Source organism: Arthrobacter sp. 05T410, from assembly GCF_056396505.1.
In genome coordinates this window covers 79,743-101,786 of the sequence record NZ_JBFTLP010000013.1, presented here as the reverse complement: position 1 = coordinate 101,786, position 22,044 = coordinate 79,743, and the positions used below count along the sequence as shown (strand labels likewise).

The 22,044-nt window shown below is 68.2% G+C and carries 21 protein-coding genes, 1 pseudogene and 1 riboswitch; of the genes and pseudogenes, 13 read left to right on the top strand and 9 right to left on the bottom strand.

Annotated features, from left to right (window positions below; translation table 11 throughout):
• The 5 genes and pseudogenes from AC1DFR_RS15800 to AC1DFR_RS15780 all read left to right on the top strand — a co-directional run.
• A pseudogene (locus AC1DFR_RS15800) lies at window positions 1–1,058 on the top strand (hypothetical protein); the annotation flags it as partial.
• Between the two features lie 308 nt (window positions 1,059–1,366).
• Window positions 1,367–2,182 carry a methyltransferase domain-containing protein gene (locus AC1DFR_RS15795; protein WP_243180592.1) on the top strand — a complete coding sequence of 272 codons (816 nt, stop codon included), beginning with the start codon at window positions 1,367–1,369 and terminating at the stop codon, window positions 2,180–2,182.
• A 128-nt stretch (window positions 2,183–2,310) separates the two neighbouring features.
• Window positions 2,311–2,763: a hypothetical protein gene (locus AC1DFR_RS15790; RefSeq protein ID WP_223915252.1), complete on the top strand. Its 453-nt coding sequence runs from the start codon at window positions 2,311–2,313 to the stop codon at window positions 2,761–2,763.
• Window positions 2,764–2,936: 173 nt separating this feature from the next.
• On the top strand, window positions 2,937–3,488 hold the full coding sequence (locus AC1DFR_RS15785; protein WP_476873846.1) for a dihydrofolate reductase family protein: 552 nt from the start codon (window positions 2,937–2,939) through the stop codon (window positions 3,486–3,488).
• Window positions 3,489–3,537: 49 nt separating this feature from the next.
• Window positions 3,538–4,161: a LysE family transporter gene (locus tag AC1DFR_RS15780; RefSeq protein ID WP_476850752.1), complete on the top strand. Its 624-nt coding sequence runs from the start codon at window positions 3,538–3,540 to the stop codon at window positions 4,159–4,161.
• A gap of 62 nt (window positions 4,162–4,223) precedes the next feature.
• Here AC1DFR_RS15780 and AC1DFR_RS15775 read toward each other — a convergent pair whose 3' ends face one another.
• From AC1DFR_RS15775 to AC1DFR_RS15750, 6 genes are all read right to left on the bottom strand, one after another.
• Complete coding sequence (locus tag AC1DFR_RS15775; protein WP_476873845.1) at window positions 4,224–5,858, bottom strand: acyl-CoA synthetase; 1,635 nt, start codon at window positions 5,856–5,858, stop codon at window positions 4,224–4,226.
• 42 nt (window positions 5,859–5,900) lie between these two features.
• Window positions 5,901–7,280, bottom strand: a complete 1,380-nt coding sequence (locus AC1DFR_RS15770) for an MFS transporter (RefSeq protein WP_476873844.1) — start codon at window positions 7,278–7,280, stop codon at window positions 5,901–5,903.
• A gap of 46 nt (window positions 7,281–7,326) precedes the next feature.
• Window positions 7,327–7,782 (bottom strand): MaoC family dehydratase, encoded by a 456-nt coding sequence (locus AC1DFR_RS15765; protein WP_090952699.1) that lies wholly within the window; start codon window positions 7,780–7,782, stop codon window positions 7,327–7,329.
• 69 nt (window positions 7,783–7,851) lie between these two features.
• A complete protein-coding gene (locus AC1DFR_RS15760) occupies window positions 7,852–9,096 on the bottom strand; it encodes an acyl-CoA dehydrogenase family protein (protein WP_476873843.1) in 1,245 nt (414 codons plus the stop codon).
• 7 nt (window positions 9,097–9,103) lie between these two features.
• Complete coding sequence (locus tag AC1DFR_RS15755) at window positions 9,104–9,997, bottom strand: amidohydrolase family protein (protein WP_476873842.1); 894 nt, start codon at window positions 9,995–9,997, stop codon at window positions 9,104–9,106.
• Between the two features lies 1 nt (window position 9,998).
• Window positions 9,999–10,934 carry an SDR family NAD(P)-dependent oxidoreductase gene (locus tag AC1DFR_RS15750; protein WP_476873841.1) on the bottom strand — a complete coding sequence of 312 codons (936 nt, stop codon included), beginning with the start codon at window positions 10,932–10,934 and terminating at the stop codon, window positions 9,999–10,001.
• Window positions 10,935–11,058: 124 nt separating this feature from the next.
• On the opposite strand from AC1DFR_RS15750, the gene AC1DFR_RS15745 reads away from it, so the two are divergent.
• The 4 genes from AC1DFR_RS15745 (at window position 11,059) to pabB (ending at window position 14,838) form a co-directional block, all read left to right on the top strand.
• Window positions 11,059–11,538 carry a MarR family winged helix-turn-helix transcriptional regulator gene (locus AC1DFR_RS15745; protein WP_476873840.1) on the top strand — a complete coding sequence of 160 codons (480 nt, stop codon included), beginning with the start codon at window positions 11,059–11,061 and terminating at the stop codon, window positions 11,536–11,538.
• Between the two features lie 49 nt (window positions 11,539–11,587).
• Window positions 11,588–12,127 (top strand): NUDIX hydrolase, encoded by a 540-nt coding sequence (locus AC1DFR_RS15740; protein WP_476873839.1) that lies wholly within the window; start codon window positions 11,588–11,590, stop codon window positions 12,125–12,127.
• A gap of 75 nt (window positions 12,128–12,202) precedes the next feature.
• Entirely contained in the window at window positions 12,203–12,775 is a 573-nt protein-coding gene (locus AC1DFR_RS15735) for a low molecular weight protein-tyrosine-phosphatase (RefSeq protein WP_476873838.1), read from the top strand.
• Entirely contained in the window at window positions 12,772–14,838 is a 2,067-nt protein-coding gene (gene pabB / locus AC1DFR_RS15730; protein WP_476873837.1) for an aminodeoxychorismate synthase component I, read from the top strand. Before AC1DFR_RS15735 ends, pabB begins: the two co-directional genes overlap by 4 nt.
• Before the next feature lie 23 nt (window positions 14,839–14,861).
• Here pabB and cls read toward each other — a convergent pair whose 3' ends face one another.
• Complete coding sequence (cls, locus tag AC1DFR_RS15725) at window positions 14,862–16,337, bottom strand: cardiolipin synthase (protein ID WP_476873836.1); 1,476 nt, start codon at window positions 16,335–16,337, stop codon at window positions 14,862–14,864.
• A 93-nt stretch (window positions 16,338–16,430) separates the two neighbouring features.
• Here cls and AC1DFR_RS15720 point away from each other — a divergent pair, with 93 nt between their 5' ends.
• The gene (locus AC1DFR_RS15720) at window positions 16,431–17,399 is read left to right on the top strand and encodes an aminodeoxychorismate lyase (protein ID WP_476873835.1); all 969 of its coding nucleotides are present in this window, start codon (window positions 16,431–16,433) and stop codon (window positions 17,397–17,399) included.
• Window positions 17,400–17,471: 72 nt separating this feature from the next.
• Here the strand turns inward: AC1DFR_RS15720 and AC1DFR_RS15715 are convergent, their stop codons facing one another.
• Window positions 17,472–18,425, bottom strand: a complete 954-nt coding sequence (locus AC1DFR_RS15715; RefSeq protein ID WP_476873834.1) for an ATP-grasp domain-containing protein — start codon at window positions 18,423–18,425, stop codon at window positions 17,472–17,474.
• 318 nt (window positions 18,426–18,743) lie between these two features.
• Window positions 18,744–18,857: riboswitch (SAM riboswitch) on the top strand.
• Window positions 18,858–18,884: 27 nt separating this feature from the next.
• Between AC1DFR_RS15715 and AC1DFR_RS15710 the strand changes: the two genes are divergently transcribed.
• Genes AC1DFR_RS15710 through AC1DFR_RS15700 form a run of 3 tightly spaced genes read left to right on the top strand, consistent with a single transcriptional unit; the run spans window position 18,885 to window position 20,818 of the window.
• A complete protein-coding gene (locus tag AC1DFR_RS15710) occupies window positions 18,885–19,193 on the top strand; it encodes a DUF1737 domain-containing protein (protein WP_476871783.1) in 309 nt (102 codons plus the stop codon).
• Entirely contained in the window at window positions 19,190–19,609 is a 420-nt protein-coding gene (locus tag AC1DFR_RS15705) for a rhodanese-like domain-containing protein (protein WP_476873833.1), read from the top strand. Before AC1DFR_RS15710 ends, AC1DFR_RS15705 begins: the two co-directional genes overlap by 4 nt.
• The gene (locus AC1DFR_RS15700) at window positions 19,610–20,818 is read left to right on the top strand and encodes an O-succinylhomoserine sulfhydrylase (RefSeq protein ID WP_230008211.1); all 1,209 of its coding nucleotides are present in this window, start codon (window positions 19,610–19,612) and stop codon (window positions 20,816–20,818) included.
• A 35-nt stretch (window positions 20,819–20,853) separates the two neighbouring features.
• Here AC1DFR_RS15700 and AC1DFR_RS15695 read toward each other — a convergent pair whose 3' ends face one another.
• Window positions 20,854–22,038, bottom strand: coding sequence for a glutamate--cysteine ligase 2 (locus AC1DFR_RS15695; RefSeq protein ID WP_476857325.1), 1,185 nt, complete (start codon window positions 22,036–22,038; stop codon window positions 20,854–20,856).
• Between the last annotated feature and the right edge of the window lie 6 nt (window positions 22,039–22,044).

Sequence of the window (22,044 nt, the reverse complement as noted above, 5' to 3'; positions counted from 1 at the left end):
CAGGCCGGGTCGGCCTGAACTTCAAGTTCCCCGCCGGGCTCGGAACCGGACCCACCTACACCGTCAGCATTTACAACGCCAACGGCACCAACCTCTACAACTTCGACCTCGACGGCTCCGCCGCTGACGGTACCTGGCTCGCCAGCCAACAAATCAGCCTCTCTGCTGGCCGCGCCTACATCAAGATCTATGGCTACAGCGGCGGCTGGGCAAGCTGGGGCAAGACCTACACCCTCAACATGGGCTGGATTTGGTCCTCAACTCCTGTACCAGGCATCTCCGGGACTCCCCAGGTGGGCCGGACCCTGACAGCGGTGACTGGGACCTGGTCACCGACGCCGGACGTACTGGGCTTCCAGTGGTTCCGCTCCGGAACCGCCATCACCGGTGCCACGAAGAACACCTACACGCTGCTTGCCGCCGACTACCGCAAGACCATCACCCTGAAGGTAACCGGAGGCAAGGCCGGGTACCCCAGCACTGCCAAGGTCTCCAAGGCAACTGCCGCCGTCGCCGCAGGCTCCCTGACAGCGCCGGTACCGACCATCACGGGCACGGCTAAGGTCGGCTCGACCCTGACCGCGACGCCGGGGACTTGGGGACCGTCACCGGTGACCCTGACGTATCAGTGGAAAGCCAACGGGGTCGCCATCGTCGGCGCGACCGCCACAACATACAAGCCAATTGCAGCCGACGCCGGCAAAACCCTCACCGTCACCGTCACCGGAACCAAGACCGGCTATACCACCGCCGCGAAGACCTCCACCGCCACGGCAGTGGTCGCGAAAGGCTCCCTCGTAGCGCCTGTACCGACCATCACGGGCACGGCTAAGGTCGGCTCGACCCTTACCGCGACGCCGGGAACCTGGGGACCATCACCGGTGACCCTGACGTATCAGTGGAAAGCCAACGGCGTCGCCATCACCGGCGCGACCGCCACAACATACAAACCCGCCGCAGCCCAAGCGGGCAAGACCCTCACCGTCACCGTCACCGGAACCAAGACCGGCTACACCACCACCGCGAAGACCTCCACCGCCACGGCCGCGGTCGTTTGACGGCGGTAGACGGATCCGGCCGCCTAAATTGACGGTCAGCCCCACTGATACCTGCGGGTCCAGATCAAGGCGTAGGAGCCAGCCCGATTTGCAGCTCGTAAGCCTTCCCTCGGAATGGAAATCTGTGGTGCAGCGTTTGCGCCGCCTGGGCGGCTGGCCCCACGTGCATGCCCTGCCTTGGCCGCCCAGATCCAATCCCACCGTCTGGGCGGGGCCTGCCTCATCGCTGCGCTACCCCGGCACTTGTCGGGAATGGCGGGCAGTTGGGGGTCCACCCTTTTCCGGGCGAGGGAGGGTAGCGTTCCATTATGAGTGCGCAGCAGCCTGACGATGTGTACACGCACGGCCACCACGAGTCGGTGGTCCGTGCCCATGCCTCCCGCACGGCGGAAAACTCGGCAGCGTTCGTGCTCCCGCATCTGATGCCCGGGACCTCCGTCCTCGACGTCGGCTGTGGGCCTGGCAGCATCACCTGCGACTTCGCGGAGCTGGTGGCGCCGGGCAGGGTCACAGGCTTGGACCGCTCCCCCGACATCATCGCCCAGGCCGCGGCCCTCGCCGTCGAGCGCGGCGTGGACAATGTCGGCTTTGCCGCCGGCAACATCTACGACCTCGATTTCCCGGACGAATCCTTCGACGTCGTCCACGCCCATCAGGTCCTCCAGCACCTCACGGACCCCGTCGCGGCGCTGCGGGAGATGCGGCGGGCGGCCAAGGCAGGCGGGATAGTGGCGGTGCGCGACGCCGACTTCCACGGCATGAGCTGGTACCCGGCCATCCCCGAACTCGACGACTGGATGGAGCTCTACCAGCGGATCGCCCGCCGCAATGGCGCCGAGCCCGACGCCGGCCGCCGGCTCGTGTCCTGGGCGCAGGCCGCCGGCTTCACGGATGTGGCGCCGTCCAGCAGCAACTGGCTCTACGCCACTGGGCATGAGCGGCGCTGGCAGGCCCGGGTGTGGGGCGAGCGGGTGCTGCATTCGTCCTTTGCCGACCAAGCGCTCGAGTACGGCCTGGCCAGCGAGGCGGACCTGGCCCGGATTTCCGCGGGCTGGCACCGGTGGGGCTCCACCGATGACGGCTGGTTCCTGATTCCCAACGGCGAGGTCATCGCCCGGGCGTGAGCGGCGGCCGTGGTCACAGCACCGGCACAGGCCGCCGAAAGTGCAGCCATAACTCCGCGCCTGAGGCTGGGTACAGGCCGAATCCTCGGCCGGCCCGGAAGCCCGGGCCCCAGCAAAGGAGTTTCAGCATGGCAAAGATCAATAAGACCACCGCGGGCATTATGCTCGCTGCGGTGATCGGCGGCGGCGCCATCGGCGCATCGGCCATCCCCGCGATGGCTGCCGATTCCACCGGCAGCTCGTCCTCGACCCAAGCCACCGACGGCTATGGCACCGGGGGCCAGCGCGGCCCGCACCAGGCCAACGGAAAGACGGAGGAGGTTCTCACCGGCGACACCGCCACGAAGGTCGAGGCGGCGGTAAAGGCCGCCCAGCCGGATGCGGCGATCGAGCGGATGGAGACCGACGCCGACGGCGCCACCTACGAAGCCCACATCACGAAGGCGGACGGCACGCGCGCCACCGTCCTGCTGGATGCGAACTTCACGGTGACCGCAACCCAGGAAGGCCAGGGCGGCCCCGGCGGCGGCCATGGCGGCCCCGGGGACACCGCCACGGATGGCTACACGTCCAACGGCTAACCCTTAGCGGGTCTTGGGCGCGCTCCTTGCACGCCCAAGGCCCGCGATGCTGGCGGCACGGCCGGCCTCCGGGGCGTTCGCCGTCGAGTTGTCTGCAGCCATTCCCTGCTTCCGGGTCTGCGGATAGGGTGCATTAGATATCTGCACTGGAGACCCACGGCAAGGAGAAACCCATGCGCAAATTGACGGCCGGCCTTTTCTGCTCTGTGGACGGCGTGGTTGAAGACCCGTTCAAGTGGCAATTCGACAGCTTCGACGAAGAGCTCGGCGCCGGGATGGCCGAGATGATGGGCCGGATCGACACCGCGCTCCTCGGCCGCGTGGGCTACCAGCAATGGGCAGAATACTGGCCCAACGCCGAAAGCGACGCGGACTTTGCCGGATTCATCAATCCGCTGCCGAAATTTGTCGCGTCCCGCACCCTGACCGGCGAGCTGGAATGGCAAAATTCACGCCTGGTCGAGGGCCCGCTGGAAGACTTCGTCGCGGCTCTGAAGAACAGTGACGGCGGCGAAATCGGGATCTTCAGCAGCATTTCGCTGGTCCACCAGTTGCTGTTCGCCGGGCTGCTCGACACCTTGATGCTGATCGTCCATCCGGTGATCGCGGGCAGCGGGCGGCGGCTGTTCAACGACGGCGATGCCCTCACCCGGCTGGAGCTGCAGTCGTCCCAGCAGACCAGCAAAGGCAACATGATTCTCAGCTACGGCCTCCGCCGCGACTGACTCCCGTCATCAATCGGACCCGCCACGGCCGGGACCGTAAACTTACCTGGTGCAACCCTCCCTTTGGCTGGCCCTGGCCGGCGCCGGCGTCCTGATCAGCTTCACTCCCGGCGCGGGCGCCATCAACACCATGAGCAACTCCCTGAACTCGGGATTCCGCCGGTCCCTTTGGGGCATCCTGGGCCAGCAGGCCGCCCTCGTTGTGCACATCCTGATCGTGGCCCTCGGCGTCGGGGTGCTCGTGGCGAGCTCACCGGTTGCCTTCAACGTGATCCGCTACGCCGGCGCCGCCTACCTGGTCTACCTGGGCATCCGGCAGTTCCTGCACAAGCCGGACCTGGACCAGGAGAAGGCCGCGGCCCTGCGCAACGAGCCGGGCCTGTCCATGTTCCGCCGTGGCCTCTGGGTCAATCTGCTCAACCCCAAAGCCGTGGTCTTCTTCCTGGCCTTCATGCCGCAGTTCATCCGGCCGGAGCAGCCGCTGCTGCCGCAGTACTTGGTCCTGGCCGCTACCGTGATCGTGATCGACGTGGCGGTCATGTGGTTCTTCTTCGCGGCTGCGGCCCGGTCCTTTCAGCGCTTCACCCGCGACGCCCGCGGACAAAAGGTCCTGAACCGGACGTTCGGCGGGCTCTTCGTCGGCGTCGGCGTCCTGCTGGCCGCAATCCACTAGGCACCGCGGCCGCCGGCGTCCCGGCACCGGCGGCCGGCTCACCGTCCGGGACCGCTCCCCTGTCAGACGTGGCCGGGCGCCAGCTTCCGGAGGTCCGCTTTCCGGATCTTGCCGCTCGCTGTCCGGGGCATCTCGTCCACGAAGACGACTGATTTGGGGATCTTGTACCTCGCCAGCCGGCCCTCCAGGTGGGAGCGCAGCTGTTCTTCCGTGAGCCGGGCGCCCTCCCGCAACAGCACCACGGCCCGCGGCACCTCGCCCCATTTCTCGTCCGGCACCCCGATCACCGCGACGCTTCCGACGGCGTCGAGCTCGGCGATCGCCTGCTCCACCTCGGCGGGATAGATGTTCTCCCCGCCGGAGATGATCATGTCCTTGAGCCGGTCGGAGATGAACACGAAACCGTCCGGGTCCTTGTAGCCCATGTCGCCGGACTTGAACCAGCCGTCCCCTGTGTAGGAGTCCGACGAGGCCTCGGGCCGGTTCCAGTACTGGTGGATGACGTTGGGACCCTTGATCTGGATCTCCCCCACCATTCCGGGCGCAGCGGGCCCGGACGCCGGGTCGAGGGGATCGGCCACCCGGACATCGGTGAAGAAATGCGGCAGTCCGGAGGACCCGGCCTTGTCCCGGGACCTCGCCGCCGGCAGCGTAGTGGCGCCCGGTGCCGTCTCGGTCATGCCGTAGCCGTTGGAGAAGCGCAGCCCCCTCCGCTCGTAGGCTTCCAGGACCCGCATCGGCACCGCGGATCCGCCGCAGGTCAGTTTGTTCAGCGAACTGAGGTCCGTGGCGTCCCAGTCCGGGTGCTCGCACAGCATCTGGTAGGTCGTGGGCACCCCGCTGATGGTCGTTGCGCGGTGCTGCTGGATCAGCTCGAGTGTCCGGCGGGGATCGAACTTGGCCTCCAATATCACGGTGCCGCCTTTGAGGAGCGTGGGCAGGACGCCCATGTCCAGGGAGGCGACGTGGAACATCGGGGAGATCATGAGAGCCACGTCGGTGGAGGCAAAGTCGAAATCGACCAGCACGTTGACGCAGTTCCACGTGATGTTGCCGTGGGTCAGGAGCGCGCCTTTGGGGTTTCCGGTGGTTCCGGAGGTGTAGAGGATCATGGCGGCGTCGTCCAGGCCCACGGGCTCGTCCGGCGCCAGCGCCGCACCGGACGCAATGACGGCCTCATACGCCTCCACGGCGGTTCCCCGGCCAGCGCCGCCGTCGGCCCCGCCGTCGGACAGCGTTGGATCGGGCAGCGTTGAATCGGGCAGCGTTGAATCGGGCACCGTTTCGGCTGGCGCTGTCGACTCGTCGACGACGATCCGCGAACCCACGGCCGTCTCCGCCGAGCCGCGTTCCGCGAGCACCGCGAGCGCCTCCGAGTGGACCAGCACGACAGCGCCGCTGTCCCGGAGCTGGAACTGGATCTCGGGCGGCGCGAGCCGGGTGTTCAGCGGGACGAAGACGGCACCTGCCAGGCCGGCGGCGAAGAGGGTCTCCAGGAAGGAGGGATCGTTTTCGCCCAGGTAGGCCACTCTGTCGCCTTTGATTACGCCGCGGTCCCGGAGGGCGTTGGCGAGCCGGGTGGAGCGTCCCGCGAGCTCGCTGTAGCTGAGACTGCGTTCCCCGGCGATGATTGCGGTCTTGGTGCCCGACTTCGGGCGGCGCCGTTGCAGCCACGAGCCGATGCCAAAATTCTCCACGGAAAATCCTTTCTAGTTAGACGGTAGCGCCAGCGGGCCTGGTTAGGACCGGACAGTCTGCAGATCGTTGTTCTTGGGCTCTCGCGTCAGCAGGATGAAGACGATCGACACGACGGACATGATGGCCAGGTACCAGACCACGGCGGCGGTGTCCTGTCCGGAATCCTTGAAGATCTGCGCCACGATGCCCGGCGTGAATCCCGCGCCGAGGAGCGTGGCGAGCTGGTAGCCCAGCGAGGCGCCGGTGTAGCGCGATGTGGTTCCGAACTGCTCGGACACGAACGCCGCGAGCGGGCCGAACAGGGTGGAATGGATCATGAGGCCCACGGCGAAGGCCACGAAGATCAGCCCGATGTTGTTGGAGGACAGGAGCTGGAACATCGGCGTGAGGTACAGGATGAAGAGCACCAGGCCGCCGATCATGACGGGCCGCCGTCCCAGCTTGTCGGAGAGCCGGCCGCCCATGATCACGAAGGCGATGGACACGAAGGAGGCGGCCGCGAAGGCGTAGAGAATGCCCTGCCGGTCCGCACCCTTGGACACGGCGTAGGTCACGGAGAACGTGGCCAGCACCACCTGGAGCGCAAACCCGGCCGCGCCGGCCAGCATGGTGAAGATCAGGGTCTTGGGCCGGCGCAGGACCTGCAGGAGGGGAATCTCGCGGCGCACCGGCGCGCTGCCCGGCACCGTCCGCTGGGTGTTGTCCCGTTCGGCCTGTTCCCGCTCGGCTTTCTCTTGTTCCAGTGCCGCCTTGAAGATGGGGCTTTCGGAGACCTTGAGCCGGACGAACATGCCGATGCCCAGCAGGACGAAGGACAGCAGGAACGGCACGCGCCAGCCCCAGGCCAGGAACTGCTCGTTGGGCAGGGCCGCGAACGCGCCCATCACCAGGGTGCCCAGCACCGCGCCGGTGGGGGCGCCGGCGTTGACGAACGAAGCCGCGAAGCCGCGCTTGCCCGATTCCGAATGCTCCAGCGCCATGAGGGCGGCGCCGCCCCACTCCCCTCCGACGGCAATGCCCTGGCAGACCCGGAGGATCACGAGCATCACGGCACCCCAGGCTCCGGCCACCGCGGCGCCGGGCACCAGTCCGATCAGGGTGGAGGCGATGCCCATGACCAGCATCGAGACAATCAGCATGTTCTTGCGTCCCAGCCGGTCGCCGAAGTGGCCGAAGATGATGCCGCCGAGGGGCCGTGCCACGTAGCCGGCGGCGAACGTCCCGTACGCGGCCACCACCCCCACCCATTCGTCCGCGCCGGAGAAGAACACCTTGGGAAAGACCACCGCGGCGGCCGTGGCATAGAGCAGGAAGTCGTAGTACTCGATGGTGCTGCCGAGATAGCTGGACGCAATGACGGTCCGTGCTTCACGGCGACGCGTACCCGCGTCCATGGCCTGCAACTGCGAAATTTGGGACATCGTTGTTCCTTATGGCAGAGGGGGGATGGTGAAGGGGTGTGGCGGTTTACTTGTAGAAGCGGGCGAGGAACTCGGCCACGACGGCCGGGCGTTCCTGGCCTTCGATCTCGATCGTGTTGGCCACCTTGATCTGGGCGCCGCCCTTGACCTCGGTGACTTCCGCGATGGTGGCCCGCATGCGGATGCGCGAACCCACCTTGACGGGGGAGGTGAAGCGGACCTTATCGAGGCCGTAGTTGACCTTGGTGGTGACGCCGTCGACGTCGAACAGCTCGCCCCAGAACGGGATGATGAGCGAGAGGGTGAGGAAGCCGTGGGCGATCGGGGCGCCGAACGGGCCGTCCTTGGCGCGTTCCGGGTCCACGTGGATCCACTGGTCGTCGCCCGTGGCGTCGGCGAACTTGTTGATCTGTTCCTGGGTGATTTCGCGGTAGTCGGTGGCGCCGAGGTCGGTGCCGGCGAGGGTGAGGAGTTTGTCGAAGTCGACGACGAGGTTGGGCATCTTTGGCTCCTGGAGCGGTTGGGTTTGGTTGTACGACGACGGCGGAACGCCGTCAGCGGGTAAAGAGCGTCAGTGGGTGAAGGCGCTGTGGCCGGTGAGGGCCCGGCCGACGATCAGGGCATTGATCTCGTGGGTCCCCTCATAGGAGTAGACGGCCTCGGCATCGGCATGGAACCGTGCGACGTCGGCCGCGAGCGTGATGCCGTTGCCGCCCACCACTTCGCGGGCCAGCGCCACGGTCTCGCGCATCAGCAGAGAGGTCTGCATCTTGGCCAGGGCCGAGTCCTGGTCCCGGTAGATGCCCTTCTCCTGCTGTTCGGTCAGCCGGACCACCAGGGACAGCGCCGAGGTGACGTTGCCGAGCATCCGGGCGAGCTTTTCCTGGACGAGCTGGAAGGACGCGAGCGGGCGGCCGAACTGCCGGCGCCCGGAGACGTAGCGCAGCGCGGCTTCGAGAGCTCCTGCCGCGATGCCGGCGGCGATCCACGCGACGTCCGAGCGCATGGCCCGCAGCATCGCCGCCACGTCCCGGAACGAGTTCACGTTGTGGAGCCGCCTGGCCTCGGGGACGCGGACGCCGTTGAGGGTGATGTGGGCGTTCTGCATCATCCGCAGCGCGGTCTTGCCGTGGATCTTCTCCAGGGTCACGCCGGGCGCCTCGCGGTCCACGAGGAAAGCCTTGACCTGGCCGTCGGCGACGTCGCGGGCGAAGACGGCAAGGACGTCGGCCGTTGCCGCGCCGCCGATCCAGCGCTTGGCGCCGTCCAGGACCCAGGTGTCGCCGTCCGGGCCGGCCTCACGCCCCTTTTCCCTGCGGGCCGTCGTCGCGAGTCCGCCGGCGATGTCGGAGCCGGATTCCGGCTCGGTCAGCGAGAAGACGCCCTTGAGCGAGAAGTCGATGACCCTGGGCATCCATTCGGCCTGCTGTTCCGCGGAGGCCCCGACCCGGATGGCGGTCCGGAACAGCCCGGCCTGGGCCGTGTACCAGGTGGCCAGCGAGGCGTCCGTGCGGGCGAGTTCGAAGATCCGGAAGCCCTGGTAGATGCCCCGGGCCGGCGTCTGACCCGCACCCGGGGCGCCGGTCAGTTCCGCCGGTTCCATGAGGTCCAGATCGATCAGCGGCCGCACGAGCTGGTCCGGGAACTCGCCGCGCTCCCAGTAGTCGGCCAGGAGCGGCCGGGCCTGGGTGTCCAGGAACTCCCGCAGCCGCCCCAGCACTTTCCGCTCCGCGTCGGTGAGGAGGGATTCGGCGTCGTAGTAGTCGCAGACGCCGTAGAGGCGCTCCTGGGCTGTTGTCTGGGGCGCGGTTTCCACGGACACCTCAGCCACCGAGCCCGAGCAGGCGGACGGCGTTGTGCTTGAGGATCTTGGGCCGGACCTCGTCCTTCAGCGGCAGGTCCGCGAAGGCGCCCAGCCATTTCTGCGGGGTGATGAGCGGGAAGTCGGTGCCGAACAGGACCTTGTCCTGCAGGACCGAGTTGGCCATCCGGACCAGGGACTCCGGGAAGTACTTCGGGGACCAGCCGGAGAGGTCGATGAACACGTTGGCCTTGTGTGTGGCGATCGAGTTGGCCTCGTCCTGCCACGGCACCGAGGGGTGGGCCATGATGATTTGCAGGTCCGGGAAGTCCGCGGCCACGGCGTCGAGCAGGAGCGGGTTGGAGTAGGCCAGTTTGATGCCGTACCCGCCCGGGAGCCCGGCCCCCATGCCGTTCTGTCCCGTGTGGAAGATGGCCGGCAGGCGCAGTTCCTGCAGGGTTTCCCAGAGCGGGTAGAACTGCTCGTTGGAGGGGTCGAAACCCTGCAGGCTCGGGTGGAACTTGAACCCGCGCGCGCCGAGGTCGATTGCCTGGTGCTTGGCGCCCTGGATCGCCTCGGCGCCGGTGCGGGGGTCCACGCTCCCGAAGGGGATCAGGACGTCGTTGTTCCGCGCCGCCCCGGCAATGAGGTCCGGGATGCTGTTGGGCTCGTGCTTGAGCTGGGTCCGGGCGTCGACGGTGAATACGACGGCGGCCACGTTCAGTTCACGGTAGACCTCGGCGATCCGGTCCAGCGAAGGGCTGCGGTCCTCGGCCTTGAAGTACTTGGCGGAGGCCTCGGTCAGGGCCGCCGGAAGGGACTCGTGGCCGTGGCCGTCCACTTCGAGGTGGACGTGCATGTCGATCGCATCGAGTGAGGCGGCATCGATGCCGGGTTCGTAGCGCTGGGCAGCCATGTCAGCGGACCTCCGCCGGTTCGGGCTGCAGTTCCGCCGGCAGGGGCAGGAAGTCCTCGCCGACGCTTTGCAGCTTGTCCTCGAAGAGCGCGCCGAAGTTGTCCACGAGATCCTGGTAGCCCCAGCCGCCCTCGCGGTATTCGGTGGCGGCGGCGTCGGGGTGGGTCCAGAGTTGCAGCCGGTCACCGCCCGCTCCGATTGCCTGGCCGGTGACGCCGGCGGCAGCGTCGGAGGCCAGGAAGGCCACCAGCCCGGCGACGTCGCCGGCCGTGCCAAACCCGAGGTCGTGGCGGAAGAAGGCCGGCATCGCCTCGCCGCGCTCGTCGGCCTCGACGGCCTTCTGGAAGTACGGGACGGTCTTGGTCATGGCGGTGGCGGCCACGGGAATGACGGCGTTGGCGGTGACGCCGGCTTTCTTCATTTCCAGCGCCCAGGTGCGCACCATGCCCACGATTCCGGCCTTCGCGGCGGCGTAGTTGGTCTGGCCGAAGTTGCCGCGCTGGCCCGTCGGGGAGCCGATGGTGATGATGCGGCCGGGAATGCCGTGCTCCTTGAAGTAGCCGAAGGCCTCCCGGGCGCAGGTGAAGGTGCCGCGCAGGTGGACGTTGATCACGGCGTCGAAGTCCTCGTCCGTCATCTTCAGCAGGCTCTTGTCCCGCAGGATGCCGGCGTTGGTGACCAGGATGTCCAGCCGGCCGAACTCCGTGACGGCCGCCTGCACGAGCTTCTTGGCGACGTCGGAGCTGCCCACCGGGGCGACGACGGCGGCTGCGCGGCCGCCGTCGGACTGAATCGTCCGGACAGCGTCGGCGGCGACCTCGGCGTCCACATCGTTGACGACGACGGCGGCGCCCTGGCGGGCCAGTTCCCGGGCGTAGGCCAGGCCGAGGCCCCGTCCGCTTCCGGTGACGATTGCTACTTTTCCTGACAGGCTCATTGCCGCTCCTTTGCTAGCTGCCTTGTGCATCCGGCCCCGCGGCATGGGATGCTGTTCTGTATCCATGAAAATATGGATAGTTGAAAAAGTCAACGATTTATTTTTTGGACTATTGGAGTTGGGCATGGCGACCGAAGTTGACGACGAGCCGGGCACCGAGCCTGCGGAGAAGCTCACGGCGGCAACCATCAGCGTGGACGCGGGTTTCCTGCTGGCCAAGCTGCATGCCGGCGGGTCGGTCCTGAACAACCGCGCCCTGGCCGCGTTCGATCTCAAGGAGCGCTCCTATTCGGTGCTGGCCCTGGCCAACAGCGGGCTGGAACCAACCCAGCGGGAGATGGCCGAGTTCCTCAGCCTGGACCCGAGCCAGATTGTCGCCCTGATCGACGAGCTGGAGAAGCGCGGGCTGGTGATCCGGGCGCCCGGGAAGCTGGACCGGCGCGCCAAGATTGTTTCCTCGACCCCGGAGGGGGAAGCCCTCTTCCGGCGGGCCGAGGCCGCGGCGCGGGACGCGGAATCCGCCGCCCTGGCCGGCCTCAGCGCCCCGGAGATCGCAACCCTCAAGGGGTTGCTCCGCAAGGCGCTGTGGGGGCCGGCGGCCTGATCGCGGCCGCTCAAGCACTGGGGGAATACCCTTGGGGCAGGAGGGAGCCATGACCGTTCGCAGCGCCGGCCTTCTGCTGTACCGACTAAGGGGTGCATCCCCGCCCGGCGGGGCGCCGCCATCCGGCAGCACACCGCAGCTTGAGCTCTGGATAGCCCACATGGGCGGACCGTTCTGGGCCCGCAAGGACGCCCGCGGCTGGTCCATCCCCAAGGGGGAATACCTCGCCGACGAGGACCCCCTGGCGGCCGCGCACCGCGAGTTCGCGGAGGAAATCGGCACACCGGCACCCGCCGCCGACTACCACCGGCTCGGCGACTTCCGCCAGCCCTCCGGCAAGATCATCACGGTCTTCACGGCGGAAACGGACTTCCAGCCCGAACGCATCGTGAGCAACACCTTCGAGCTGGAGTGGCCGAGGGGATCCGGCACGATCGCCAGCTTCCCCGAGATCGACCGCGCGGAATGGACCACCGAGCCCGCAGCCCGGTCCAGGCTGGTCAAGGGCCAGCTGCCGGTCCTCGACGCGCTGGTCCGGCACCTTGGGCTGGGCCCGGCCGCACCCGGGCCCGGGCATGACAACAAGTAAAAGTCAGTTGACATCTTTTGTAATACTTCGCGGCGGCCAGCTAGCCAAGAGACCCGGGATCGTTCATGCTTAGCTATGACCTCAATGTCGAGCCAGTACCGGATCATCGCGGTCTGCACCGGAAACATCTGCCGGTCCCCGATGGCGGAACTTATGCTGGCGGAGGCATTCCGGGCCGGGCGCCTCACGGGGGCCGTGGTCGATTCCGCCGGCACCACCGCGTATGAGGCCGGCCGGCCCATCGATCCCCGGGCAGCGCGCAAACTCACGGCGCAGAACATCGCTTCGGACCGCCACGTGGCGCGCGAATGGCGGCCCGAATGGTTCGCGAGCCGGGATCTGATCCTGGCCCTCGACGTCGACCACTACGGCTGGCTCCGGCAGGCAGCACCGGACCGGGTCTCGCTGGCCAAGATCCGCATGCTCCGCAGCTTCGACCCCGCCGTGGCCGACGAGGACCCGCTGGAGCAGGGCATCGAGGACCCGTGGTACGGCGGCCACACCGACTTCGACACCACCTGGAACCTCATCCGGGCCTCCCTTCCGGGGATTGTGCAGCACGTACGCACCGAGCTTGAGCGGCAGGACGGGCAACATCACGGCAGTGATCAACCCAAGGCACAGCAGCCGGTACGCTCTATTTCATGAGCCCCGCACCCGTCATCATCGCAATCGACGGGCGCTCCGGCTCCGGCAAGACCACCCTGGCCATCGAACTGGCGGCGCGGTTGAGGGAGCACCACAAGGTCTCACTCTTTCACCTCGAGGACATCTATCCCGGCTGGAACGGGCTGGCGGCGGGGATCGAACGCTACGTCACCACCGTGCTTTCGCCCTTGCGGCGCGGGGAGAACGCGGAATGGGTCAGCTGGGACTGGGCACGGCACTACGACGGCGAGGCCCGCACCACACGCCCGGCCGAAATCGTCCTGGTGGAGGGCGTCGGTGCCGCCGCGGCGGCCGCAGTGCCCCTGCTGGACGCCGTGATCTGGGCGGACTCCTCCGACGCGGACCGCCGGGCCAGAGCCCTGGCCCGGGACGGCGAGACCTACGAGCCCTTCTGGGATCAATGGGCGGCCCAGGAAGCGGAGTGGCTGGCGGCCGATGACGTCCCGTCCCGCGCGGATCTGCACGTGCTCAACCTGGCGGACGGCACCGCCCCGGACGACGTCCTGCAAGCCCTTCAGTACCTTCCCGCCGTCGCCCCCGCCCTGCTGCCCGAACTCGCCGCCCGGCGCGGGCTGCAGTTGCTGGCAGAACGGATCGAGGCCCGGCCCGAGGCCGGGCAGCTGTTTGCGGCGCTCTTTGGCGGTTCACCCAACGCCGTGTGGCTCGACTCCTCCCTGGACCCGGCAGGGCTGGCCCCGGAGGCAGCGGAGCGGAGCCGCTTCAGCATTTTGGCCGACGACGGCGGCCGCTTCGGCCAGGCCGTCCGGCACAGTTCCGGACGGACCCGCGTCAGCACGGGCCAGGCCACCGTGACCACCGATGGCCCGTTCTTCCGCTGGCTCGACGGCGTGTGGGGCCGCCGCGCGCTCCGCGCACCCGAGGCCTACCCGTGCGAGTTCACCCTGGGCTGGCTCGGGTACCTCGGCTACGAGCTCAAGCGCGAAACCGGCGGGAACGACGTCACGGCCGCCACCCCGGACGCGTGCCTGATCTTCGCCGGCCGTGCCGTGGTCCTTGACCATGCCGAGGGCACTGCCTGGCTGCTGACCCTGGACGCACCCGACGCCGGGGACTGGCTTGAGACGGCACGCACGGCCGTCACCGCGGCCGCGTCGGCGCAAGCGGCCGCTCACGCCTCCCCGGCCCAGCCTGTCAACGCCCCGCAAACCACCGCCCCGCGCTTCGCCGCCCGGGACTCGGAAGCCGGCTACAAGGCGAAGGTCACCGAGGCCCAGCGTGAGATCGCGGAAGGAAACACCTACGAGGTCTGCCTGACCACGGTGCTCACGGCTGCCTCGCCCGCGGGGCCTCAGGGCTTGGATCCTTGGCCGGCCTACCTGGACCTGCGGCGCCGGAACCCGGCCCCGTTCGCCAGCTTCCTGCGGTTCGGCGGGCTCGCCGTGGCGAGCACGTCGCCGGAGCGGTTCCTGCAGATTGCCGCGGACGGCAGGATGCGGGCCGAGCCGATCAAGGGCACGCGCCGCCGGGACACAGATCCAGGCACGGATGCCGCCCTGCGCCAGGAGCTGGAGTTTTCGGCCAAGGACCGGGCGGAAAACATCATGATCGTGGACCTGTTGCGCAACGACTTGAGCCATTTCGCCGTCCCGGGTTCGGTGGCCGTCAGCCGGCTGTGCGCGATCGAGAGCTACGCCACCGTGCACCAGATGGTGAGCACCATCGATGCCCGGCTGCGGCCCGGGATGCCGCGGGCCGAGGCGGTTGCGGCCTGCTTCCCCGCGGGTTCGATGACCGGCGCGCCGAAGGTCAGCACCATGGCCATCCTGGACCGGCTGGAGGCCGCGCCGCGCGGCGTGTACTCCGGGGCGATCGGCTACTTCTCCCTGAACGGGGCCGCCGACCTCGCCGTGGCAATCCGGACCCTCGTGGTCAGCGCCCTCGGCGAGGGTGCCGCGGAACTGAGTCTCGGCGTCGGCGGCGCTGTCACCGCCGACTCGACCCCGCAGGAGGAGTACGACGAAATCCGGACCAAAGCGTTCGGCGTCCTCTCGACGCTCGGCGCCGGGTTTCCCACGGGCTGAGTCGGCTGTCCCGCCGGCCCCGGCTACTGCAGGGTGGCCGTCAGCCGCGCGACGTTGTCCACGTATTTGACGCCCATCGGACGTTTCATCCAGTCCTCGAGCGTAAGCTCGCGCGAAATGCCCCGGTAGGTGTCCTCCACGGCGCTGATCCGCCGCACGATGTCCTCCCCCAGGAGCATCACCGAGACCTCCAGGTTCAGCGAGAAGGAGCGCATGTCCATGTTGCTGGAACCCAGCACGGCAACGTCGTCGTCGATCGTGAAGTGCTTGGCGTGCAGCACGAAGGGGGCCTTGTAGAGGTAGATCCGCACCCCGGCTTCAAGCAGCGCCTCATAGTAGGACTGCTGGGCGTGGTGGACCAGGAACTGGTCGCCTTTTTCCGAGACGAAGAGTTCGACGTCGACGCCGCGCTGCGCCGCCGTCGTCACCGCATACAGCAGCGAGTCATCAGGGACGAAGTACGGGCTGCAGATCGAGATCTTGCGCTGAGCCGAGTAAATCAGCGTGTTGAAGAGCCGCAGATTGTTTTCGGTGATGAAGCCGGGGCCGCTGGGCACCACCTGGGCGGTGATGTTGCCGGCGTGCAGTTCGGGCCGGTGCGCGAGCTGTTCCTCAATGGATTCGTCGGTCTCGCTGAGCCAGTCCGTGGCGAAGACGACGTTGAGCGTGGTGACGATCGGTCCACGCAGGCAGGCCATCAGCTCGACCCATTCGCGGCCGATCTTGCGGTGCTTGGGGTTGTTGTAGGAGGGCTCGATCAGGTTCTGCGATCCGGTGAAGGCGATCTCGCCGTCGATCACCATGATCTTGCGGTGGTTGCGCAGGTCCGGTCGGCGCCACTGCCCCTGCAGCGGGTTGAGCGGCAGCATGGGCCGCCAGCGAATCTTGCTGGCCTTGAGCCGGGCGATCAGCTTGCTATAGCCCTTGATGCGAAGCGTGCCAAGGTGATCGAACAGGACACGGACCTCGACGCCGCGCTCGGCGGCCTCTTCCAGCGCAGTCAGCAGATCGTCCGTGACGTGGTCCGAGCTCATGATGTAGAACTCGGCGTTGACGAAGGACTTTGCGCCGCGGACCGCCTCGGCCATCGCCTTGATGGAGTCGGGGTAGCCGGGCAGCAGCTCCACTTGGTTGCCGTCCACCATCGGCAGCGAGCCCAGCGTCTTGTTCAGTTCCGCGGCGGAAGCCACCCATTCGGGTCCGGCGTAGCGGCTTTCCAGCATCGCCAGTTCCGAGGTCCCGGCGCGCACTCGGGTATTGACCGCGTCCTGCTGCGCGCGGCGCTTGCGGGAGAGCCGGAAGTTGCCGAACAGCAGGAACAGGAGCAGGCCGATGGTCGGCACGATGAAGATGCCCAGCAGCCAGGCCATCGCGGTGGTGGGCCGCCGGTTTCCGGGGATGATGCCCAGTGCCAGCACTCGGATGGCGAAGTCGATCACGGTCAAAATCAGAATCGCCCAGGACGGTAAAGTCTCCGCCAGCGGAAATGGCCAAAACACAGGCGAACCCCTCAACGTACAAGCCACGCGGAACAGTTCCGAACGGGCAGTGACCAAATCCTATCCCGGGACCACCGAGACTAAGCTTTAGCCATGACCACTCCTGCCCCTGTTCCCACGCCCGCGACCGTTCTGGTCTTCCTCGACCCGGCGTTCGACGGCGGCCGCGTTGCCGACGCGTCGCAGCCGCAGCTGATGGCCACGGACCTGGGCGCCACCCGCGGCGACGGTGTTTTCGAATCCCTCCTGGCCGTCGGCGGCCGGCCCCGCAAGATCCAGGCGCACCTGACCCGGCTGGCGGGCTCTGCCCGGCTTCTGGAGCTGGACATCCCCGCCGAGGATGCATGGCGGCGGGCGGTGGAAACCGCCATCCGCGAGTTCCGGGGGCAGGAACCCGCCGCGGCTGCAACGGTCGGCACGGAGCAGGACGAGGTGGTGGTGAAGCTGATTGTCACCCGCGGGCCGGAGGGCGCGGCTGCCCCCACGTGCTGGGTCCAGGCCTCCGCTCCGGCGGCCGCGGGACGGCGGCAGCGCGAGACCGGGATCGACGTCATCCTGCTCGACCGCGGCTACGACAGTGAAGTCGGCGAGCGCGCCCCGTGGCTGCTGCTCGGCGCCAAGACCCTTTCCTACGCCGTGAACATGGCGGCGCTGCGCTACGCCCACCGGCAGGGCGCCGACGACGTCATCTTCACGTCCGCGGATGGCCGGGTGCTGGAAGGTCCGACGTCGACCGTTCTGCTGGCCCACCTGGAAACCTCGGACGACGGCGCCGGCGGCGTCCGCACCATCCGGCGGCTCATCACGCCCCAGCTGGACAGCGGCATCCTGCCCGGCACGTCACAGGGCGCCCTGTTCACCGCCGCCAAGGCCGCCGGCTGGGAGCTGGGTTACGGCCCGCTGGAGCCGAAGGACCTGCTGGACGCCGACGCGGTCTGGCTGATCTCCAGCATCCGGCTCCTGGCCCCGGTGAACCACATCGACGGGCAGGAAATCGGCACCCCGGAACTGCGGCGCCAGCTCACGGCCGAACTCAACGCCCTCTTCGCGACCATCGAATAGCAACGCGGGGTCAGTTACGGCCCATCCCATGTCCCCGGATGGGCCGTGAGTGACCCCGCGCTGGTGTTGCGCTCACCCCAGGGCGTCCGCGGGCACTGCCGGGCACAGGCGGAACGAGGCAGGGTTGAACGCCGGGAGCATGAACGTTGCGAGCACGGCGTCGAGCATTTCCGGGGCCCAGGTGCTGTTCTCCCCCAGGGTCGCGCAGACACCCAGCACCACGGGCGTTCCGTCGGTGCGGCGGCGGATCTGGACCTGGACCGGCCCGGTCAGTCCGAGCGCGCGGACGGCGGCCAGGCCCAGCTTGCGCACATCCCCGGCCTGGTTCGCCGGCACCCTGCGGCTGACCTCGTCGCTGCCGGCGCGTCCATACGGAGTCCTGGTCTTCTCGAGGACCACCGCCACCGGCGCCATCGCGTTGCGTGCCGGGGTGCCGAACACCAGGCACACATAGTCGGCGCCCGGGATAAATTCCTGGACCAGTTGCCCCGCCGGCATGTTCTTCCAGCTAACGGAGTCGGTTCCGGCCAGCAGGTGGATACCATGGGAGCCTTTGAAGACCCGCGGCTTGACCACCACGGGGCCGCTGAGGCCGGCGAGGGAAGCCGGCGCGGCGGCGAGGTCGCCCGGAACCGCGAACCGGGGCACCGGGATGCCGGCCGCTTGCAGCGCCCAGGTGGCGAACAGGTGGTCGTTGGCGAGGGCCACCGCGGCGGGGTCGGCCACAATGATCCGCACGTCCTGGGCGAATCCGGCGCGGGCCGCGGCCAGGACCGGGAGTTCCACGGTGAGGGTCGGAATGATGACGTTGATGGCTTCGCGGTCCACCACCCGGCGCAGGTCCAGGACCATGTCCGGGTTCGTCGCCGGCAGGAGCCTGACCGCGGCGGCGGGAGCCTCCCCGGCCTGGCGGGTGTCGGCACGGGCGTCGGAGCCGAGGTACGGGAGGCCCCGGGCTTCGAGCTGGGCCGCGACGGCCCGTCCGGCGGCGCTTGTAATCCCGGTAACGAGTATGCGCGGGCCCACGATTGCTCCATTCCGCCGTCAGCGGCCGGACCGCGGCTGCGGCTCCGACCGTTCCAGCCACCGATTCCCAGACAGCCTGTTGATGGACAGACGGGTCGATTCCGGGACTGCTTGATTCACACATTGCTCGAATCACCTGCAGCTCCGGCCGACTCGTCGGGCCTAATCCCCCCAGTAAACGGCGAAACGTCCCGGCAGACACGAGTGGGCTGTACCCGAAACTGGAGCCCGCCACTACTCGCCCGGGCCGCGGTCCGGTTACGGAACATGACGACGGCGGCGGTGCGGGCCGGCGTCGCAGGTGTTACGTTTTTGGGGAGTAATGAGAACCGGTGCCAAGCCCTGACTGGCCGGTCGGCAACCCTCCCTTTCGCGGCGGGGTGCCTCAGGTGAATACTCGGCATTCGAGAATTCGAGCTGCAAGCGTGAAAGAGGAGATCCGTCGTGCCCGACACGTCAATACCCACAACAGCCGCACCCGGCACAGCACCCGGTTCAGCATCCGGGGGCGAGGAGAGGCTGGCCTACCGCCTGTTCACCGGGGCGGATGACCGCGCCTTTTGCGAGCGGGTGTCAGCCGCCCTGGCCGAGGGCTACGTGCTGCATGGAAGCCCCGCCGCCAGCTTCAACGGAAGCACCGTGATCGTGGCGCAGGCGCTGGTCCTGCCGGCCGCGATTGCCAGTGCGGACGCCGCCGTGGCCAATGCGGTTGATGAGCTCGACGCCGACGAATTTGGCGCCGACGGGGCCTTCGCGGGCCACGCATGAGCTACGCCGGAGACCTCAGCCCGCAGGAGGCGTGGGCCAAGCTGGAGGCCGGAGCCATCCTGGTGGATGTCCGGACCGAGGGCGAATGGGCCCACATCGGCATCCCGGACACCGCGGCCGCGGGCGAGAGCCGCAACGATCCGCTCTTCATCCAGTGGAACCTCGCCGGCGGCACGCCGAACCCGCACTTCGTGGAACAGCTAAGGCAGCAGGCGCCGGAGGACACCGCCGTCGAACTGGTGTTCCTTTGCCGTTCCGGTGCCCGGTCGATCGCGGCCGCGACTGCCGCGACGGCCGCCGGCTACATCTCGTACAACGTCCTTGAGGGCTTCGAAGGCGAGACCGACCGCTTTGGCGAACGCACCGTCAATGGCTGGAAGAACCGCGGCCTGCCCACCAACCTCGGAAAGATCTAAGTGACTTTCAATCCCGACGCCGCCGGCTGGGCGGCCGACACCCAGGCTGTCCGTGGCGGCCTTGACCGCACCGGCTTCCAGGAAACCACCGAGCCGATCTTCCTCAACTCAGGATTCGTCTACGAGTCCGCGGCCGCCGCCGAGCGCGCCTTCACCGGTGAGGACGAGCGCTTCGTCTACTCCCGCTACGGCAACCCCTCCGTCGCCACCTTCCAGGAGCGGCTCCGGCTGCTCGAGGGAACGGAGGCGTGTTTCGCGACGGCGTCCGGCATGTCCGCCGTCTTCACCGCCCTGGGCGCGCTGTTGGCGGCCGGCGACCGGGTGGTCGCGGCCCGCTCGCTGTTCGGCTCGTGCTTCGTGATCCTGAACGAAATCCTGCCGCGCTGGGGTGTCGAGACGGTCTTCGTGGACGGCCCGGACCTGGAGCAGTGGAAATCCGCGCTGTCCGAGCCGACCACGGCGGTGTTCTTCGAGTCGCCGTCGAACCCGATGCAGGAAATCGTGGACATCGCCGCCGTGAGCAAACTGGCGCACGCGGCCGGCGCCACGGTGGTGGTTGACAACGTCTTCGCCACCCCGCTGCTCCAGCGCTGCGGCGACCTCGGCGCGGACGTGGTGGTCTACTCCGGCACCAAGCACATCGACGGCCAGGGCCGCGTCCTGGGCGGGGCCATCCTGGGCACCAAGGAATTCATCGACGGGCCCGTCAAGCAGCTCATGCGGCACACCGGTCCGGCGCTTTCGGCGTTCAACGCCTGGGTGCTCACCAAGGGCCTGGAGACCATGGCCCTGCGCGTCAACCATTCCTCGGCCTCCGCGCTGCGGCTGGCCGAATGGCTCGAGGGACAGCCCGCGGTCGGCTGGGTAAAGTACCCGCTGCTGCCGTCCCACCCGCAGTACCCGCTCGCAGTGCAGCAGATGAAGGCCGGCGGGACCGTGCTCACCCTGGAACTGCAGCCCTCCCCCGGGCGCACGGCGAAGCAGGCCGCGTTCGCACTCCTGGACGCGCTGCGGATCATCGACATCTCCAACAACCTGGGGGATGCCAAGACGCTCATCACGCACCCGGCCACCACCACGCACCGTGCGATGGGCCCGGAAGGCCGCGCGGCGATCGGGCTCAGCGACGGCGTGGTCCGGCTCTCGGTGGGCCTGGAGGACGTCGAGGACCTGATCCGCGACCTCGGCCAGGCGCTCAAGCAGGTCTAGGGCATCCCGCACCCGCAAGTGTTGCGGGCTCCCGGTCAGGCCGGGCGCAACCGGCCCAGGGCCGAACGATTGTCTGCCGGCCCCTCGGCGACGGGCCCCTCGGTGGTCAGTTCGATGGCCCGCTCGACGACGGCGGGCAGGCCGCCGGCCCGGAACGGGCCGCGCTGCAGCTGCGAACCGGTGCCCTCTGCCAGAATCCGCTCGACGCCCTCGCGCGCCAGTTCCAGCTCGCCCTGTTCCTCAAGCACCGGGGCCACGAAGTCCACGAGCGCCCTGACCACGTCCGCGGCCGGGGCCGGGGTGAAGGTTCCGAAGTCCAGGAGCTCCCCGCGCAGTCCGCAATTGCTGGCCTGCCACGCGGCCATCCGCAGCAGCAGCGTAGGCACCGGGGCGGGATCGACGCCGTCGTCCCATTCCCGCGCGGCCGACTCCACGAGGGCGCGCACCAGTACGGCAATCAGGGCGGCATCCTCGGCCCGCAGGCAGACATCCGCGACCCGGATCTCCACGGTGGGATGCTGCCGGGCCAGCCGCGCGTCGAAATAGACCATCCCCTCATCCATCAGGACGCCGCTTTCGACCAGCCGGGTGACCACGCGGCGGTAGACGGGCAGGCTGCCGAAGATCATCGTGGGACCCGAGCCCGGCCAGCGGTTCCAGGCCTGGGTGCGGTAGCTTTCGAATCCGGTCTCGGCCCCGTTCCAGTAGGGGGAATTCGCGCTGAGTGCTATCAGCACGGCCAGCTTGTCGCGGATCCGGTCCATTACCGCCACGCCCTCCTCCGGAGACTCCACAAAGGTGTGGACGTGGAGGCCGCAGGTCAGCTGGTTCCGGACGGTGAGCCCGAAGCGCTGCTGCATGGTCATATAGCGCGGATTCGGCGTCAGGTGGGTGGCTGAGCCTTGGGGCGACGTGGCCAGGGCCGCGACCCGGCCGCCGTGCGCCCGGGCGGCCTGGTCCGCAAGGGACCGGCCACGCCTGAGCTGCCGGAGCAGTTCCGTGTATTCCAGGCACGGATGCGTCTGGGTCTCGATCTGTTCGAGCTTGAGCTCGTAGCTGAAGTCGGCGCCTTCGTGGACCGGTTTCTGTGCCGGGAGAACCCTGGCGGCTTCCTGTTGCGGCGGCACCAGACTCGGCAGCATGAGGTCAGCGAGGGCAAGCAGCATCCCCGATTCGGGGTCCACTATCAGCAGTTCTTCCTCCACGCCGAAGGTGCGCATGAATCT